Below are 17,551 nucleotides of genomic sequence, written 5' to 3'. Positions count from 1 at the left end.
ACGCCGCCCTACTGGCCCACTTTTGCGCCGCCCTTGACATGGAACACCACGACGCCCAGAATAAGCGCGAACAGAAGCCGGGAATAACGGAACGGCGTGACGACCGAGACCTCTCCGGTCCGCATGGCTAAAGTCAGCGCGCCATAAGCAAGAACGCCGCACACAATGGTCAGCATGATGTATCCGCTGGCCGCGGGTGTCATGGGACCAACCTCTCCAGAACCGGCCATCAAGACCAGCCCAGACACAGTCAGAACCGCGAACCCAGCCACACCCAACTGCGCCGCGTTCAATGTTGCTGGGCTGGCGCGGGTGGCCAGATCGCGACCGGCGAAACCGAGCATCCCAAGCACCGCGAAGATCGACAGAGGGTCAAACGCGTCAAGACCCGGGCGCAGGATCATCAGAACCCCGATGAAACCGACGAAGATGGCCAGCCAGCGGCGCATGCCAACTTGTTCTTTGAAGAAAACGACCGCCCCTAAAGCGACGACTAGAGGCGTTGCCTGCAAGATGGCCGAGGCGCTGGACAGCGGGGTCAGAGCAATCGCCAGCGCGTAGAACATGCGTCCTGCGATCTCGGACAGCGACCGCCAGATCAGAACGGGCGAGCGTAGATCCGCGTGGAAGATCCGCGTCCCCTGTGCGCGGGCGACCATCGCAAAGACAACCAAACCACCCAACCCAAACAGCGCAACCGCCTGTCCGATTGGGATATCGCGGGCTGCGGCCTTCAGCGCCATATCTTCAAGCGCAAATGCGCCCATGGCGAAGACCATGAACAGCGCGCCACGATGATTTTCGCTAAGAGCTGACAGCACGTTGGCATCCTTTGATAAAACAGGCGCAGACTGTCCGATCTGGGACAGGTTTAAAAGGCATAAAGAAAACGCCCCACCAATTGGCGGGGCGTTTCGAAGATCTAGACCGGCTTCTGTGCAGAAAACTGGTCGAAATACTGGCCCAGGCTTAGCCCAGAAGCTCTTTTGCTTTTGCCACGACGTTGTCGGTGGTGATGCCAAACTGTTCGAACAGAACGCCAGCCGGGGCCGAGGCGCCAAAGCTGGTCATGCCGACGAAGGCTTGCTTGGCTTCGCGGCCGCGCTCACCCAGCAACAGCTTGTCCCATCCGCCATCGCGGACGGCGGCTTCGACACCAACACGTACGGGACCAGCGGGCAGAACCTTGCGGCGATAGGCTTCGTCTTGCTGGGCAAACAGCTCCATACAGGGCATCGAGACAACGCGGGTGCCGATGCCTTGGGCTTCCAGCTGTGCACGGGCTTCCATCGCCAGCGACACTTCCGAACCGGTCGCGATCAGGATCACCTGACGCTTGCCAGCTTCCGCATCGGCCAGAACGTACCCACCTTGAGCGGTCAGGTTCTTCTGTTTGTAGTCGGTGCGGACGGTCGGCAGGTTTTGACGGGTCAGAACCAGGGTCGAGGGCGTCTCTTTCTCGGTCAGTGCAATTTCCCAAGCTTCCGCCGTTTCCACCGTGTCCGCCGGGCGGAAGGTGTAGCTGTTCGGGGTCGCGCGGCAGATCGACAGATGCTCGACCGGCTGGTGGGTCGGGCCATCTTCGCCAACGCCGATCGAATCGTGGGTCATCACGAATACGGTCGGGATGCCCATCAGTGCAGCCAAACGCATCGAGGGACGGGCATAGTCGGTGAAGACAAAGAAGGTGCCACCATAGGGGCGGATGCCGCCATGCAGGGCCATGCCGTTCATTGCAGCGGCCATGCCGTGCTCGCGGATGCCCCAATAGACGTAGCGGCCACCACGGTTGTCGGTGTCAAAGATGCCCAGATCACCAGTTTTGGTGTTGTTCGAACCGGTCAGGTCAGCCGAGCCGCCTACGGTTTCCGGCATCACCGGGTTGATCACCGACAGGGCCATTTCCGACGACTTGCGGGTCGCAACGGCGGGTTTGCTCTCGGCAATCTCTTTCTTCAGCTTGCGCACTACCGAGGCCAGCTTCTTCGGGGCGTCCAGTGCATAGGCGCGTTTGAACTCGCCCTGCTTGCGGTCCGAAATGCTGGCGAAGCGTGCGTCCCATTCAGCGCGTGCTTCAGCGCCGCGCGACCCCATGGCTTCCCACTGCGCTTTCACGTCAGCAGGGACTTCAAAGGCACCTTGAGGTGCGCCATAAACGTCTTTGGCGGCAGCCAGCTGCTCGGCATCGGTCAGTGCGCCGTGACCTTTCGAGGTATCCTGTGCCGCGTGGCCCAGAGCGATATGCGTCTTGCACGCGATCATCGACGGCTTGTTGGTCGATTTCGCCTTGGTGATGGCGGCGTCGATCTGTTCGGGATCGTGGCCGTCGATTTCCTGCACGTGCCAGCCCGAAGCCTTGAAACGCTGAACCTGATCGGTGCGATCGGACAGCGACACTTTACCGTCGATGGTGATGTCGTTGTTGTCCCACAGAACGATCAGCTTCGACAGCTCGTGACGCCCGGCAAGGCCGATGGCCTCTTGGCTGATGCCTTCCATCAGGCAGCCGTCGCCTGCGATGACATAGGTGTGGTGGTCAACGATCTTCTTGCCGAAATGCGCGCGCTGGATCTCTTCCGCCATTGCGAAACCAACCGCGTTGGCAATGCCCTGACCCAGCGGGCCGGTGGTGGTCTCGACACCCGACACGTGGCCGTATTCCGGATGGCCCGCAGTGATTGCGCCCCACTGTCGGAAGTTCTTGATCTGGTCCAGCGTGACGTCTTTGTAGCCCGTCAGATAAAGCAGCGAATAGATCAGCATCGAGCCGTGACCCGCCGACAGGATGAACCGGTCGCGGTCTTCCCAGCGCGGGGCTGCGGGGTCAAACTTCAGGTGGTTTTCGAACAGCACGGTTGCCACATCGGCCATGCCCATCGGCATGCCGGAGTGGCCGGAATTGGCGGCAGCAACGGCATCCAGCGTCAAGGCGCGGATCGCGGCGGCTTTTTTCCAGTGATCGGGGTGTGCTTTGGCAAGAGCAGCGATATCCAAGGTCCGAGTCCTTTGGCTAAGTAAAGATTGGCCCCTGATAGCAGGCCTGCCGGTTGGGTCAAGCAAAGCAAGGCTTTGGGGCGGTTTGGCGGGGCTATGTGTCTGTTATTGCGTCCATGAGCGGGACGTTACAGCCCGATTTCTACCAATTGCACAAGATCTGGCGACGAATCGCGATTGACTGCGCCGAAGTGCCACTGGGCGTTGAGTGTTTGGCAGGCTTGTGACAAGATCGAAGCGAGCGAATTAAACAGGGCATATTATGAGTGATATCTCCGAACTCGAGACGCGCATTACAACGGCGCTGGAGCGGATTAACGCGGGGCTTGATAAATGGGCAGACCAACCGGCCGGAAACGCCGATGAGGTCGACGCGCTGAACCGGCAGTTGGACGAGGAACGCACGGCAAACGCGCAACTGAACGAACGTCTGTCGACGCTGAAGGACCAGATGAGCGAGAAGCTGGTTGTTGTTGAGAACGCGCTGTCTCAACTACAGGCACAGCTTGCGCAGGCCGAAGCTTCGGCTGATGCGCTGCGCCAAAGCAATCAAGAGCTGCGCAACTCGAACGACGCCTTGCGGGCCGCTGCCGCCACCGGAGTGGTGGAGCCTGCGCTGATCAACGAGGCGATGGGCGCCGAACTGTCCGCCTTGCGCGCGACGCAGCAGGCAGATCGGGCCGAACTGGACGCCGTTCTCAGCGAGCTGACCGCCATGGCCGCAGCCGATGCCACCCCTGTAACCGAGGAGGAGCCTCATGCCTGACGTCATGATCACGATCGGCAGCCGCAGCTTTGAAGTGGCCTGTCAGGAAGGCGAAGAGCATTTCCTGAAAGCCGCAGCGGCGATGCTGGACACCGAAGCCGCTGTGCTGGTTAGCCAGATTTCAAACCTGACCGAAAGCCGCATGCTGTTGATGTCCGGCCTGATGCTGGCCGACAAAACCGCCGGGATGGAAGACAAGGTCAAACTGACAGAACGCCGGGTGGCCGAGCTGGAGCGCGAAATTGAAGCGCTGAAAAACGCTGGACCTCAGAAGGTCGAGGTGCCGGTGGTGCCCGCGTCGGTCACGGATACATTGGCTGAAATCGCGGCCCGGACCGAAGCCATGGCCGCCTCGGTCGAGGAACGCCTCAAGGCGGACTAATCCCAGATAATCCAACAAAAACAAAGGCGCGCCGAAAACTCGACGCGCCTTTTTCTTGTCTGAAATATCCCGGGGGAGCATGAATTTCCAAAGGAAAATCATGCGGGGGCAGCGCCCCTGATCCCTTAGGCGTTGGCTTCGCGGATCTTGTCAGCAGCGTCTTTGTCAAACGCCACACCGTTGTCAGAAAACAAAGTGTCCAGCTCGCCCGACAGGGTCATCTCGGTCACGATGTCACAACCGCCCACGAACTCGCCTTTGACGTAAAGCTGCGGGATGGTCGGCCAGTCGGAATACTCCTTGATGCCCGAACGGATTTCTTCATCCGCCAGTACGTTCACATCGGCATAGTCCACGCCCATGTAATTCAGAACGCCAGCCACGCGGGACGAGAACCCGCATTGCGGCATCTCTTTCGTGCCCTTCATATAAAGCACCACGTCATTGGCTTTGACGGTTTCGTCGATGCGAGTTTTTGCGTCGGTCATGTCATTTTCCTTACGCGCCGAGGCGCATTCGTTGATCTGTTGTGTCAGGCCGCTCATTGAGCAGAAGAGTGATTATTCTGGAACCTTGGTGGTCAGCGCCAGCGCGTGCAGTTCGCCACTGTCGATTTGCTCGCGCACGGTGGCGTTCACGGCGCGTTGTTGCTGTACGCGGTTCATGTCGCGGAAGCTTTCATCCACGACCTCGGCCGCCCAATGGTTCCCGTCCCCCGCCAGATCGGTGATGGTGATCTGGGCGTTGGGAAAACCTGCGCGGATCAGGTCTTCGATTTTGGATGCTTCCATGGCCATGGGCGAAACCTCGTATTTGTTTTGTTTAACTTATGTGTGGGGCAGGGGGGCTGCAAGGCCTAGCGGCGCAATGCGGCATCACGAAAACTGGTCAGAACGGCGCGGGCGTCAGACAGAAGCCCGGTTTCCTCGGCTTGGGCCAAGTCGTCGGCGGTCCATGCAGGGTCCGGTAGTAGGCGATCCAGCATGTCACGGCGGGCGGCCTCTTGCGTGGCAGAGAGCGGCAAGCGCGCGGCCAGATGCAGAAGCTCGGCCATGTCACAGACGGCACGCATCCGGCGATAGGCCTCGGAAATGGCTTCCAGCGTCTCGCGATCCTTGCGCCAGCGTTTGCGCGGGAAGATTTGCTGAGTCACATATTGCCCTGCGCCCTTGCAGTCGAACTTGGCACAGCCCGGAAAGCCCTGATCGGACAGGGTTTCATGGATGCGGCATAGGTTGTCCGGGCCAAGGTGGCGGCAGGGCGCAAGCGCACGTTTGTCGAAAGCGAAGTCATCGCCTGCGTCAAAGCCCGGAGACACGCAGCACAGCCCCAAACAGCCCGCACAATCAGCGGTCAGCGTCGAAGGATCCTGCGCCAGTGGCACCGGGCCTGTCATTTACGAATGCGCCTGATCGAAACCGGTGCGGAAGATCTGGGCCAGTTCCGCCAGAGGGGCTTCCGAACCGCCCATCTTCACGCTGTCGCCGGTGAAACGGCCAACCGTGGTGATCGGAACGCCAGCGCGGCCAGCTTCGATCATCAGCGCCTCGGCCTGATCAAAGTTACAGGCCACCAGATAGCGCGCCTGATCTTCACCAAACAGGGTGGGCGTATCCGAGGCGTCCAGTTGGACACCAACTTCGCCAGCTTCCGCCATCTCGAACGCAGCCAAGGCCAGACCACCGTCCGACAGGTCCGAACAGGCTTTGATCAGCGCGCGGTTGGCGCGGATGAAGTCGCCATTGCGCTTCTCGGCGTCCAGATCCACATGCGGTGCGTCGCCGTCTTCGCGGTTGAAGACTTCGGCCAGCAGGGCGGATTGGCCCAGATGTCCGTTGGTTTCGCCGACGACCAGTGCCACGTGACCTTCGCGAGCAACACCGCCAATCATGTCATCAAGGCTGTCCAGCAGGCCCACGGCACCGATGGTCGGGGTCGGCAGGATCGCCTGGCCGTCAGTCTCGTTATAAAGCGAGACGTTGCCCGAGACGATCGGCACGTCCAGCGCGGCCACAGCCTCGCCGATGCCTTTGATGGCGCCGACGAACTGGCCCATGATTTCGGGCTTTTCGGGATTGCCGAAGTTCAGGTTGTCGGTGGTGGCCAGCGGCTTGGCGCCAACAGCGGTCAGGTTACGGTAAGCTTCGGCCACGGCCTGACGGCCACCTTCCAGCGGGTTGGCTTTCACATAGCGCGGCGTCACGTCCGAGGTGAAGGCCACGGCCTTGTCGGTGCCATGCACGCGCACGATGCCTGCACCCAGACCGGGGGCACGCACGGTGTCAGCCATAACCATGTGGTCATATTGTTCATAGACCCACTGCTTGGCGGCGTGGTTGGCCGAGCCAATCAGCGCTTTCAGGCCGTCGATCGCGTCGATCTCCGGCACATCAGCCAGTTCTTCTGCCGCAGGAGTCTCGACCCACGGACGGTCATATTCAGGGGCGCGGCCCGACAGGGGCGACAGCGGCAGGTCGGCTTTGACCTCGCCGTGATGCATGATCAGGAAGCGGTCTTCGGCGATGGTTTCACCGACGATGGCGAAGTCCAGATCCCACTTTTCGAACACAGCGCGGGCTTCTGCTTCCAGTTCCGGCTTCAGAACCATCAACATTCGCTCTTGGCTTTCGGACAGCATCATCTCGTAGGCGGTCATGTTGTCTTCGCGCTGCGGAACGTCTTCGAGGTTCAGCTTGACGCCCAGACCACCCTTGTCGCCCATCTCGACAGCCGAGCAGGTCAGACCAGCCGCGCCCATGTCTTGGATCGAGATCACGGCGCCGGTTTGCATCAGCTCCAGCGTAGCTTCCATCAGACGTTTTTCAGTGAAGGGGTCGCCGACCTGAACGGTGGGACGCTTGTCTTCGATGGTATCGTCGAATTCGGCCGAGGCCATAGTTGCACCGCCAACGCCGTCGCGGCCGGTTTTTGCGCCAAGATACACGACGGGCATACCGACGCCCGATGCGGCCGAATAGAAAATCTTGTCTGCGTCCGCCAGACCGGCAGCGAAAGCGTTCACAAGGCAGTTGCCGTTATAGGCCGGGTGGAAGCGGACTTCACCGCCCACATTCGGAACACCAAAGCAGTTGCCGTATCCGCCGATGCCTTCAACCACACCGTTGACCAGACGCTTGGTCTTGGGGTGATCCACCTCGCCAAAGCTGAGCGCGTTCATCGCGGCAATCGGGCGAGCGCCCATGGTGAAGACGTCACGCAGAATGCCGCCCACGCCGGTGGCCGCACCTTGGTAGGGCTCGATGTACGAGGGGTGGTTGTGGCTTTCCATCTTGAACACGATGGCCTGACCGTCGCCGATATCCACGATGCCCGCGTTTTCGCCCGGACCACAGATCACCTGAGGGCCTTCGGTCGGCAGGGTGCGCAGCCATTTTTTCGACGACTTATAGGAACAGTGCTCGTTCCACATGGCCGAGAAAATTCCAAGCTCGGTGAAGGTCGGTTCGCGTCCGATGATTTCGAGGATCAACTCGTACTCATCCGGCTTCAGGCCATGTGCTTCAATCAGATCAGTGGTGATTTTCGGCTCGCTCATGCGGGGTCCCCTTCGGCGTTGCAGCGACATCGACTCGCGCACGCACGATATCAAAGTCAGTTGCTGCGCCTTTTAGGGGAAGGGGGGCGATTGGGAAAGGGTCTGGATGCCTTGTTTTGCAGGAACATGGGGCGTTCGGGCAAAAAAAAGGCCGGGCAAAGCCCGGCCAAGTCCAACAGGGAGGTAAAAACCGATAAGAGCGATGCTCAACCATCGGCTTTGAGCTTGATTTAGGTGCCGGGATGAGTCGCATCAAGGAAAAATGCTGCATTGCAGCTATGCATTTTCTGCATGTCTTTTTCCGGATTTCGGGTGGAAACGCGCTAATGTTGAGCGGTCTTTTAAAGAATGCCTGCAATTATAGCGGTTTACGAGCGATATTCGGTAGACAATTGTATACAGAACTGGCGGTGGCGGAAGGTGAAACTGTTGCTAATCAGCACCAGTTAGAATCACTTTCATCTGCCTTATTTTTGTGCAGCGCGCCGCTGTTCCATCAGTTCTTCCATGACGAAATCGCGAAATGCCTCGATCCGTTTCGAGGCGCGCAGTTCCTCGGGGTAGGCCAAATAAACCGGGATGTCCTTGCTTTCAACTTCGGGCAGGACACGCGTCAGCTGTGGGAAGTCATGCGTGATATAGTCGGGCAGAACGCCGATCCCCAGATCGTTCAGGACGGATTGCAGCACGCCGAAATAGTTGTTCACTGTTAAAAGCGATCCGACATCATAGGTTAGAAGCTCGCGCACCAGAGCGGCCCCTGCGCTGACTTGCGCGGCGGACGTGTTCTGGCAGATCAGGCGAAACTTCGACAGATCCTCAAGCGTTTCGGGCGTGCCGTTGGCCTCTAGATAGCTGGGTGTCGCGTAAAGACGCATGTGCACGTCCATCAACCGTTTGCGGATCAGGTCGGGTTGGCTGGGTTCTTTCATGCGAATGGCCACATCCGCCTCGCGCATGGGCAGGTCCAAAACGCGTTCTTCTAGCATCAAGTCAATGCGCAAATCGGGATAGGCTTCATAGAGCTTGGGCAGGCGCGGGGCCAACCACATCGAGCCAAAAGCAGTGGTTGTGGTGACGCGCAGCTCGCCAAATACCTCTTCCTTGCTGTCCCGAATACGGGCAACGGCAGCTTCTAGGCGCTGGTTCATTGCCTTGGTCGCGTCAAACAGCAACTCACCCTGCTCGGTCAGAATCAATCCGCGCGCATGGCGGTGAAATAGGGTGGCGTTCAGCCCTTCCTCGAGCGCGCGAATTTGGCGCGAGACGGCTGATTGGGACAAATGAAGCGCGTCGCCCGCATGGGTCAGCGATCCTGCATCCGCAACGGCGTGAAATATTCTGAGCTTATCCCAGTCCATGACGGACGAACCAATCCCTGTTAGCGTGTAATCTATACATACTGCTACCATCAGAATCGTGATGAATGCCAGAACGGATTGTGATTGGACCCCTTTTGATGGGTCATATATATTGACCTATAAATAATAGGTCGTATATTATGACCTAAATTGGAGATCCGACTCCAGCAAGCTTTTCGTATTGGGAGGTACGTTATGGGTAAGCCAGAAATCACGCTGAACGACCGGTTTGACCTGACAAAGGATCATGTGTTGTTGAATGGCACACAGGCGCTGGTGCGCTTGATGCTGACACAGCGCGAACGGGACCGGCGTGCTGGGTTGAACACATCCGGCTATGTGACTGGGTATCGTGGATCCCCCTTGGGGGCGGTGGACCTGTGGATGTCGCGGGCCCAAGGCGTGCTGGGCGAAAACGACATCCTGTTCCAACCCGGCTTGAACGAAGACCTGGCCGCCACGGCAATGTGGGGAAGCCAGCAGGCCGAAACACGCGGCGAAGGGGCGCGTGATGGTGTGTTCGGGCTTTGGTACGGCAAGGGGCCGGGCGTGGATCGCTCGGGCGATGTGATGCGCCACGCCAACATGGCGGGAACGTCCGCTAAGGGCGGCGTCCTAATGGCGATGGGGGATGACCACACAGGCGAAAGTTCGACCGTGTTGCATCAGTCCGACTGGGCAATGGTAGACGCCTACATTCCGGTGCTCAGCCCAGCGGGTGTGCAGGAAATCATCGACTATGGGGTCTATGGTTACGGTCTAAGCCGGTTCTCGGGCCTGTGGGCTGGGCTGAAAGTGATGAAGGACACGGTCGAGGCGACTTCGGTCGTGGATGGTCGACCGGATCGGATGCAATTGGTCACGCCCGAATTCGATATGCCCAAGGGCGGACTGAACATTCGTCTGATCGACGACCGCATCCCGCAAGAAGCCCGGATGATCGACTATAAACGTTTCGCTGCCGAGGCTTATGCCCGTGCGAACCGCATCGACAAACGAGTTTGGGGCAAGCCGGGGGCAAAGATTGGCTTTGTCGCGGCGGGCAAAAACTGGTTGGATCTGGTCCATGCAATGAGCCTGCTGGGCATTGACGAGGCCGAGGCCGAGCGTCTGGGGATCACCACCTACAAGGTCGGCCAGACATGGCCCTTGGACATGACCAGTTTCCACGAATGGGCCGAGGGGCTCGATCTGATCGTTGTCGTTGAAGAGAAGCGCAAACTGATCGAGGTGCAGATCAAGGAAGCCATCTTTGATGATCGCCGGGGCCGCCGTGTCTATGGCTGGCACAAAGGCGACACCTGGGAAAACGGCCGACAGTTGGAGTTGTTCCCAACGCGCTATGCGCTGGACCCGATCATGATTGCCGAAAAGCTGGGCGACATTCTGGTCGAAGAAGGACGCGGCACCGAGGCCGTCAAAGCCGGGCTTGAGGCACTGGCTCAGGCGCGCGGGGCGGATAATGCGCCCAATATCGCGGCGCGCCTGCCTTACTTCTGCTCGGGCTGTCCGCACAATACATCGACCAAACTGCCCGACGGTAGCCGTGGATATGCGGGGATCGGCTGTCACTATATGGTGCAATGGATGGACCGCTCGACGCTGGGGTCGACCCAGATGGGCGGCGAGGGAGCGAACTGGATCGGCGAGGCGCCGTTCTCGAAAACCAAGCACGTGTTCCAGAACCTTGGCGACGGGACGTACAACCACTCGGGCATTCTGGCGATCCGCGCGGCTTTGGCGGCGGATGTGAACATCACCTACAAAATCCTTTACAACGATGCGGTTGCGATGACCGGCGGACAGACTAACGAAGGCGACCTGGACGCGCCCCGCATTGCCCGCGAAGTGCTGGCGATGGGCGTGAAAAACATCTTCGTCGTCTACGATGACAAAGAAGATGTCGACCGCGGTGCTTTCCCCAGCGGGGTCAGCCTTCACACCCGTGACGAGCTGTTGCCGATTGAGGAAAAATGCAGGGATTTGAAGGGGGTGTCGATCATCCTCTATATCCAGACATGTGCCGCTGAGAAACGTCGCCGCCGCAAGCGGGGACTGTTCCCGGATCCAGACAAGCGGGTCTTTATCAACACCGATATTTGCGAAGGCTGCGGAGATTGCGGCGTGCAGTCGAACTGCGTGTCCATTGTGCCGGTCGAGACCGAGCTGGGCCGTAAACGCGCCATCGACCAATCTAGCTGCAACAAGGATTTCAGCTGTGTGAACGGCTTCTGTCCCAGCTTCGTGACTGTGGAAGGCGCGAAGCTGAAAAAGGCTGCGACTGCCGAGATTGACCTGCCGGACCTACCCATGCCCGAACTGCCGAAGATTGATGGTACGTTCAACACGGTAATCACCGGCGTCGGCGGCACCGGCGTGGTGACCATCGGCGCCGTGATGGCACAGGCTGCCCATATCGACGGCAAGGGTGCTGGCATGATGGAGATGGCAGGCCTTGCCCAGAAGGGGGGCGCGGTCACGGTGCATCTGCGGTTGGCGGAAAAGCCTGAAGACATCTCGGCCATTCGTGTGGCAACCGGGGAATGCGACGCGCTGATCGGGTGCGAACTGGTGGTCTCGGCGGCGTCAACGACATTGGGCCTGACCAAAACCGGGCGCACGGGCGCTGTGGTGGACAGCCACGAAACCGTGACCGGCGAATTCACCCAGAACACGGATTTCACCATTCCGGGCGACCAGCTTCAACTGTCCTTGCAAGCGCGTCTGCGCGATCGCTTGTCGATGTTCGATGCAAGCGAATTGGCGCGGGTGTTGATGGGCGACAGCATCTTTTCCAACATGATGGTGCTGGGCGCGTCGTGGCAGGCGGGCTATGTTCCGCTGACGCACGAGGCCTTGATGCATGCAATTGACCTGAACGGCCAAGCACCCGAGCGCAACAAACGCGCGTTTGAACTGGGGCGCTGGGCGGTTGCCTTCCCGGAAGAGGCCGCGAAGTTCACACAGGAAGACGTGGTCGAGCTGCCGAAATCTCTGGCCGAGATCATCGCCTTCCGTGCGGATCATCTGTCGAAATATCAGAACGACGCGCTGGCGCAGAAGTATCGCGATTTCGTGGGGGCGATGCCCGAGGCGCTGCAAGAAGCCGTGGCGAAAGGCTATCACAAGCTGTTGGCCTACAAGGACGAATACGAGGTCGCGCGCCTGTTGTGCGAAACCCGCGCCAAAGCCGAGGCCGAGTTCGATGGCGATCTGAAACTGACCTATCACCTTGCACCGCCACTGCTGAGTGGCACGGATCCCGTCGGTCGCCCGAAGAAGCGCGCCTTTGGGGCGTGGTTCGAACGTGCGGCACCGCTTCTGGCCAAGATGAAAGGGCTGCGCGGCACGGCGCTTGATCCCTTTGGCCGGTCCGAAGAACGTGTGACTGAACGCAAACTGATTGCCGACTACGAGGCCGACATGCAGCGTCTGGCAGCAGGCTTGACCGACGCCAACGCCGAAGTCGCGCTGGAGATCGCGTCACTGCCCCTGTCGATCCGCGGTTTCGGCCCGGTGAAAGAGGCAAGCGTCATCGCGGCAGATACCAAGCGCCGCGCGCTATGGGCAAAATTCGATGGGACTGGTCCGGTCCAAGAGGCTGCGGAATAAGGGTTCAGTGGGCGACATAATGCTGTTACATCGCGCTGCCAGATAAGGCGTCCATCAAGGATCACGTAGATGAGCAGACACGTCGCCCGCGACATCACTTACGCGCATAGTGCAGAAACGCGCCCCGGCCGCGCCGTCATCCGCGTCATGGAGAACGCAACCGGGCGGCTGCGTTTGATCAAACGTGCCCATGGCTATGGCGCCGATGTCGCGCAGGGGCGGGACTTTTGGCAGGTGATGGTCGAGCGCTACGGGCTGTCGCTTGATTTTGTTGAAGGAACTTTGGATCTGATCCCGCGCGACGGCCCTTTGATCGTGGTCGCCAACCACCCCTACGGCATTCTGGATGGGCTGGTTCTGGGTCATATCCTTAGCCGCCACCGCGGCGATTTCCGCATTCTGGCCCATCAGGTTTTCCGCAAGGCCGAGGATCTGAACCGCGTAATCCTGCCCGTTGACTTCGCCGAGACGCGCGAGGCGATGAAGGTGAACCTTGAGACACGCAATGCCGCGCGCAGCTATCTGGCGGATGGTGGCGCGATTGGGATTTTCCCCGGCGGCACCGTCTCGACCGCGCAGAAGCCGTTTGGCACGCCGCTTGATCCCGGCTGGCGGCGATTTACGGCGCGCTTGATCGCAAGATCCAATGCGACAGTGGTGCCGATCTGTTTTCACGGCCACAACTCGCGCAGTTTTCAGGTGGCCAGTCACTTGCACGTGACGCTGCGCATGGCGCTTTTGATCCGCGAGTTTGGCAAAAGGACCGACAAACCTGTGCGCTTGTCGATCGGTCAGCCGATTTTGCCAGCGGAATGGGGCGAATATGCCAAAGACGCCAAATCCATGATGGATTTCCTGCGCGATCGGACCTATGCCTTGTCCAAGACCCCCGGTGCTCAAACCACCTATGGGTTCGAGTTCGAGGACAAGCATAAGGCATAAGGCGATGGCAGTAGGAATTTTCGACAGCGGTCTGGGCGGATTGACGGTTCTGGATGCGGTCTCGAAGCGTCTGCCAGATGTGGATTTTGTCTATTACGGCGACAACGCACATGCACCGTACGGGGTGCGGGATGCGGATGACGTGTATGACCTGACCACCAAGGCCGTTTCGGCTCTGTGGGATCAGGGCTGCGATCTGGTTATTCTGGCCTGTAACACGGCTTCGGCGGCCGCTTTGCGCCGGATGCAGGAAAGCTGGATCCCGACAGACAAGCGCGTGCTGGGCGTTTTCGTACCCCTGATTGAAGCGCTGACCGAACGCCAGTGGGGGGACAACTCGCCCCCGCGCGAGGTTGAAGTGAAGCATGTCGCGCTGTTCGCCACCCCTGCCACCGTGTCCAGCCGCGCGTTCCAGCGTGAACTGGCTTTCCGCGCCATCGGCGTGGATGTCGAAGCGCAGGCCTGCGGCGGAGTCGTGGATGCCATCGAAGACGGCGACATGATCTTGGCCGAGGCGCTGGTGCGCAGCCATGTGGACGCGTTGAAGCGTAAGATGCCCAAGCCCGAGGCCGCTATTCTGGGCTGCACCCACTATCCGCTGATGGAAAAGGAATTCCAGGACGCGCTGGGCGCAGACGTGAAGGTCTATAGCCAAGCCAATCTGGTGGCCGAAAGCCTTGCAGACTACCTTGAACGTCATCCCAAGATGCGCGGAACGGGGACGGAGTCGAAGTTCCTGACCACCGGTAATCCGGTCCAAGTTTCCAATCGTGCGACCCAGTTTCTGCGACGAAAGATCGCTTTCGAAGCCGCCTGATTGCAAGGCGCACGCAAAACACCTATCTATCCTTCGAATTCGCAGGAGGTCTGAATGACCCACAAAATCGCCATTCTTGGTGCGTCCGGCTATACGGGTGCCGAGCTTGTCCGCTTGATCGCCACCCATCCGTCGATGGAAATCGTTGCGCTGTCCGCTGACCGCAAGGCCGGGCAAGAGATGTCGGACGTTTACCCCCATCTGCGCCATCTGGATCTGCCGAAGCTGGTCAAAATGGACGAGATCGACTTCTCGAGCGTAGATCTGGCCTTTGCCGCCTTGCCGCATGGCCTGAGCCAAGCGCTTGTGCGTGACCTGCCCGAAAATGTGAAGGTCGTCGATCTGGGCGCGGATTTCCGTCTGCGCGATCCGGCCGAGTACGAAAAATGGTACGGCGCGCCGCATGTGGCCGTCGAATTGCAGAAAACGGCTGTTTACGGTCTGACCGAGTTCTATCGCGACGACATTAAGACTGCGCGTTTGGTGGCTGGCACCGGCTGTAACGCCGCGACCGTGCAATATGCGCTGCGCCCACTGATTTCCGGCGGGTTGGTTGATCTGGACCGGATCATCTGTGACCTGAAAAACGGCATCTCTGGCGCTGGTCGGTCGCTGAAGGAAAACATGCTGTTTGCCGAGCGCTCGACCGATGTGTTGGGCTATGCGCAGGGCGGAACGCACCGCCATCTGGGCGAGTTCGATCAAGAGTTCTCGATGCTGGCAGGTCGCGACGTGCGCATCCAGTTCACACCGCATCTGGTGCCGGTGAACCGCGGCATTCTGGCGGACTGCTATGTGGACGGCGATCCGCAGGCGATCCACGCCGCTCTTGTCGCGCAATATGCCAACGAGCCCTTCGTCACTGTGCTGCCCTTCGGCAAGCTACCGGGCATGGGGCAGGTGATGGGATCGAACCAGTGTCATCTGGGCGTCGCGGGCGACCGGATCCCGGGCCGCGCGCTGGTCGTGTCAGCCTTGGACAACCTGTGCAAGGGATCGTCCGGTCAGGCGCTGCAGAACGCCAACCTGATGCTGGGCGAAGATGAAACTACCGGGCTGATGATGCCCCCGGTCTTCCCGTAAGAGATTGAAAAGGAGCCTGAAATGGCCGGTCTGAAAAGCTTGAAGAAAACCCGTCGCATCCAGATCATCGTTCTGGCATTCGTCGCGTTGGCGCTGTCGACCGGACTGATTGGGTATGCGCTGAAGGACGGGATCAACTACTACCGCTCGCCCACCGAGGTGATCGCCGAACCGCCCCGCGCGGACGAGGTGTTCCGCATGGGCGGGTTGGTATCGGACGGCTCGATTGTACGCGGGCAGGGGGAAACGGTCAGCTTCTCGGTGACCGACGGAGCGGAAACCGTGCCTGTGCGCTATACCGGTGTACTGCCTGACCTGTTTGCCGAAAACCAAGGCATGATTGGCACCGGCACCTATGTCGACGGCGTCTTCGAAGCCTCTGAAATCCTTGCCAAACATGACGAGGAATACATGCCGAAAGAGGTTGTGGACAGCCTGAAAGAGAGTGGCGTCTACGTCGAGCCGACCGACTGATTTCGACATTGTTAACCTGAGTTCCGCAGCCTTATCCCCGTGTTTCAAACGCGGGGAAGGCCCGGATGCAGAGCGTCACAGAAATCGCAGATCAGATCGTCGCCCGTGAAGGCGGCTATGTGAATGACCCCGATGATCCCGGTGGGGCAACGAAGTTCGGGGTTACGATCCACACCATGCGTCGCTTGGGGCTGGATCTGGACGGAGATGGCAAGATCACGCCCTCGGATGTGAAGCGCCTGACCCGCGCACAGGCGCGCGATATTTTCCTAAAGCACTACTTCTACAAGCCTCGGATTAACGAGTTGCCCGAGCCGCTGCAGGCCACCGTGTTCGACATGTATGTCAACGCAGGCGGCAATGCGGTGCGGATTCTGCAGCGGCTTTTGGCCAAGATGGGGCACACCCTCTCGCAAGATGGAGCGCTTGGGCCGCAGACGTTGGGCATTGCGCTTGACGCGATGAATGCCGCCCCGGACCATCTGGTGGATGCCTACGGGATCGAGCGGCGCAACTACTACTATCGTCTGGCGGATCGTCGCCCGGCGTCCAGAAAATACGCGCGGCGTAAGGATGGCGGGAAAGGCGGTTGGATCAAACGCGCCGAGGAGTTCATCGCGCCGCGCTATCACCTGACAGATGCGGCCCACCGGGAACGGGTGCGGGCATGGGGCTGATCGGAGACGTGATCCGCGTGCTGTTCGGCGGGCGCGGTAATGTGGTGCGCGAGACTGCGGAAGTGTTTCGCGAGAATGCCGAGGCGGCCTCGGCCCGCGATGCAGAATTGCAGATGGCCGCGATCGAGGCGTTCGCAGCGGAATTCGCCCATGCGCGTCGTGGTCGGTTTGATCGATTCATGGATGCCCTGAATCGCCTACCGCGTCCGGCCTTGGCCCTGTCGACGCTAGGACTGTTCGCAGCGGCGATGGTGGACCCGGTTTGGTTCGCAGACCGGATGTTGGGTATCACACTGGTGCCCGAGCCGCTATGGTGGCTGATGGGCGCCATTGTCAGCTTCTATTTCGGGGCACGCCAGCAGGTGAAAGGGCAAGAGTTCCAGCGCTCGATCGCCGAAGTGCTGGTGCGCGCCAATGAGTTGCGTGCGTCTGCAGATCCACAGGAAGTCGAGCCTCTCGCCGCAGGCTTTGCTCCGTTGGGCATCCGTCCGCTCTCGGCAACCGTCCCAGCGAATGTGGATGTCAGCGACAATGCAGCCCTGAAGGACTGGAAGGCGCAGCAAAATGGCAAGTGACATGATCCTGAAACTGGTGGCCGAGCATGGCCCGTGGGTCTTGCTGGTGTTCTATCTGCTCTATCGCGACTTGCAGAAGGATCAGGCGACGCGGGCGGTGCTGGACAAGAACTCGTCCATCCTGATCGAGATCACGACCATCATCCGCGAACGGTTGCCTTCGGGCGGGGGGCGATGATGATCCGGCGCCTGTATCTCTGCGTCAAAGAGCGGCTCAAGGACGTTCTTTTGGCGGACCGCTTTCAAAAAGCACTTTCACGAAACGAACAAGCAGCCGCGGAACTCGATGCGGTTGTCCGAGGTATCTTGCAC

Annotated in this window: 17 protein-coding genes; 10 read left to right on the top strand and 7 right to left on the bottom strand. The window is 59.8% G+C overall.

Annotated features, from left to right (window positions below; all coding sequences use genetic code 11):
* Nucleotides 1–8: 8 nt before the first annotated feature.
* Both EOL43_RS09445 and tkt read right to left on the bottom strand, forming a co-directional pair.
* Nucleotides 9–779, bottom strand: a complete 771-nt coding sequence (locus EOL43_RS09445) for a DMT family transporter (RefSeq protein ID WP_133487910.1) — start codon at nucleotides 777–779, stop codon at nucleotides 9–11.
* Between the two features lie 190 nt (nucleotides 780–969).
* Nucleotides 970–2,994, bottom strand: a complete 2,025-nt coding sequence (gene tkt, locus EOL43_RS09440; protein WP_133487898.1) for a transketolase — start codon at nucleotides 2,992–2,994, stop codon at nucleotides 970–972.
* Between the two features lie 262 nt (nucleotides 2,995–3,256).
* On the opposite strand from tkt, the gene EOL43_RS09435 reads away from it, so the two are divergent.
* The gene (locus EOL43_RS09435) at nucleotides 3,257–3,760 is read left to right on the top strand and encodes a hypothetical protein (RefSeq protein WP_133487896.1); all 504 of its coding nucleotides are present in this window, start codon (nucleotides 3,257–3,259) and stop codon (nucleotides 3,758–3,760) included.
* Complete coding sequence (locus EOL43_RS09430; RefSeq protein ID WP_133487894.1) at nucleotides 3,753–4,142, top strand: cell division protein ZapA; 390 nt, start codon at nucleotides 3,753–3,755, stop codon at nucleotides 4,140–4,142. The genes EOL43_RS09435 and EOL43_RS09430 overlap by 8 nt, the downstream gene beginning before the upstream one ends.
* A 125-nt stretch (nucleotides 4,143–4,267) precedes the next feature.
* Here the strand turns inward: EOL43_RS09430 and grxD are convergent, their stop codons facing one another.
* The 5 genes from grxD to EOL43_RS09405 all read right to left on the bottom strand — a co-directional run bounded on the left by grxD (nucleotide 4,268) and on the right by EOL43_RS09405 (nucleotide 9,059).
* Nucleotides 4,268–4,630, bottom strand: a complete 363-nt coding sequence (grxD, locus tag EOL43_RS09425; RefSeq protein WP_133487892.1) for a Grx4 family monothiol glutaredoxin — start codon at nucleotides 4,628–4,630, stop codon at nucleotides 4,268–4,270.
* Between the two features lie 72 nt (nucleotides 4,631–4,702).
* The gene (locus EOL43_RS09420; protein WP_133487890.1) at nucleotides 4,703–4,939 is read right to left on the bottom strand and encodes a BolA family protein; all 237 of its coding nucleotides are present in this window, start codon (nucleotides 4,937–4,939) and stop codon (nucleotides 4,703–4,705) included.
* A gap of 59 nt (nucleotides 4,940–4,998) precedes the next feature.
* Entirely contained in the window at nucleotides 4,999–5,538 is a 540-nt protein-coding gene (locus EOL43_RS09415; RefSeq protein WP_133487888.1) for a hypothetical protein, read from the bottom strand.
* Nucleotides 5,539–7,698, bottom strand: a complete 2,160-nt coding sequence (gene purL / locus EOL43_RS09410) for a phosphoribosylformylglycinamidine synthase subunit PurL (protein ID WP_133487886.1) — start codon at nucleotides 7,696–7,698, stop codon at nucleotides 5,539–5,541. It lies immediately after the preceding gene.
* 467 nt (nucleotides 7,699–8,165) lie between these two features.
* Nucleotides 8,166–9,059, bottom strand: coding sequence for a LysR family transcriptional regulator (locus EOL43_RS09405; protein WP_133487884.1), 894 nt, complete (start codon nucleotides 9,057–9,059; stop codon nucleotides 8,166–8,168).
* Nucleotides 9,060–9,254: 195 nt separating this feature from the next.
* Between EOL43_RS09405 and EOL43_RS09400 the strand changes: the two genes are divergently transcribed.
* From EOL43_RS09400 to EOL43_RS09365, 8 genes are all read left to right on the top strand, one after another.
* The gene (locus tag EOL43_RS09400; protein ID WP_133487882.1) at nucleotides 9,255–12,671 is read left to right on the top strand and encodes an indolepyruvate ferredoxin oxidoreductase family protein; all 3,417 of its coding nucleotides are present in this window, start codon (nucleotides 9,255–9,257) and stop codon (nucleotides 12,669–12,671) included.
* 69 nt (nucleotides 12,672–12,740) lie between these two features.
* A complete protein-coding gene (locus tag EOL43_RS09395; protein WP_133487880.1) occupies nucleotides 12,741–13,613 on the top strand; it encodes a lysophospholipid acyltransferase family protein in 873 nt (290 codons plus the stop codon).
* A 4-nt stretch (nucleotides 13,614–13,617) separates the two neighbouring features.
* On the top strand, nucleotides 13,618–14,430 hold the full coding sequence (murI, locus tag EOL43_RS09390; RefSeq protein ID WP_133487878.1) for a glutamate racemase: 813 nt from the start codon (nucleotides 13,618–13,620) through the stop codon (nucleotides 14,428–14,430).
* A 54-nt stretch (nucleotides 14,431–14,484) separates the two neighbouring features.
* The gene (gene argC / locus EOL43_RS09385) at nucleotides 14,485–15,513 is read left to right on the top strand and encodes an N-acetyl-gamma-glutamyl-phosphate reductase (RefSeq protein ID WP_133487876.1); all 1,029 of its coding nucleotides are present in this window, start codon (nucleotides 14,485–14,487) and stop codon (nucleotides 15,511–15,513) included.
* A gap of 30 nt (nucleotides 15,514–15,543) precedes the next feature.
* Complete coding sequence (gene ccmE, locus EOL43_RS09380) at nucleotides 15,544–15,987, top strand: cytochrome c maturation protein CcmE (RefSeq protein WP_133487908.1); 444 nt, start codon at nucleotides 15,544–15,546, stop codon at nucleotides 15,985–15,987.
* Between the two features lie 65 nt (nucleotides 15,988–16,052).
* Nucleotides 16,053–16,664 (top strand): holin-associated N-acetylmuramidase, encoded by a 612-nt coding sequence (locus EOL43_RS09375; protein ID WP_133487874.1) that lies wholly within the window; start codon nucleotides 16,053–16,055, stop codon nucleotides 16,662–16,664.
* On the top strand, nucleotides 16,655–17,239 hold the full coding sequence (locus EOL43_RS09370; protein ID WP_133487872.1) for a holin family protein: 585 nt from the start codon (nucleotides 16,655–16,657) through the stop codon (nucleotides 17,237–17,239). The genes EOL43_RS09375 and EOL43_RS09370 overlap by 10 nt, the downstream gene beginning before the upstream one ends.
* The gene (locus EOL43_RS09365) at nucleotides 17,229–17,417 is read left to right on the top strand and encodes a hypothetical protein (RefSeq protein WP_133487870.1); all 189 of its coding nucleotides are present in this window, start codon (nucleotides 17,229–17,231) and stop codon (nucleotides 17,415–17,417) included. Before EOL43_RS09370 ends, EOL43_RS09365 begins: the two co-directional genes overlap by 11 nt.
* The last annotated feature ends 134 nt before the right edge of the window (nucleotides 17,418–17,551 follow it).

Source organism: Aliiroseovarius marinus (assembly GCF_004360145.1).
In the GTDB taxonomy this organism is placed as follows: domain Bacteria; phylum Pseudomonadota; class Alphaproteobacteria; order Rhodobacterales; family Rhodobacteraceae; genus Aliiroseovarius; species Aliiroseovarius marinus.
The sequence above is the reverse complement of the archived record's forward strand: the minus strand, read 5'-3'. Positions and strand labels throughout refer to the sequence as shown.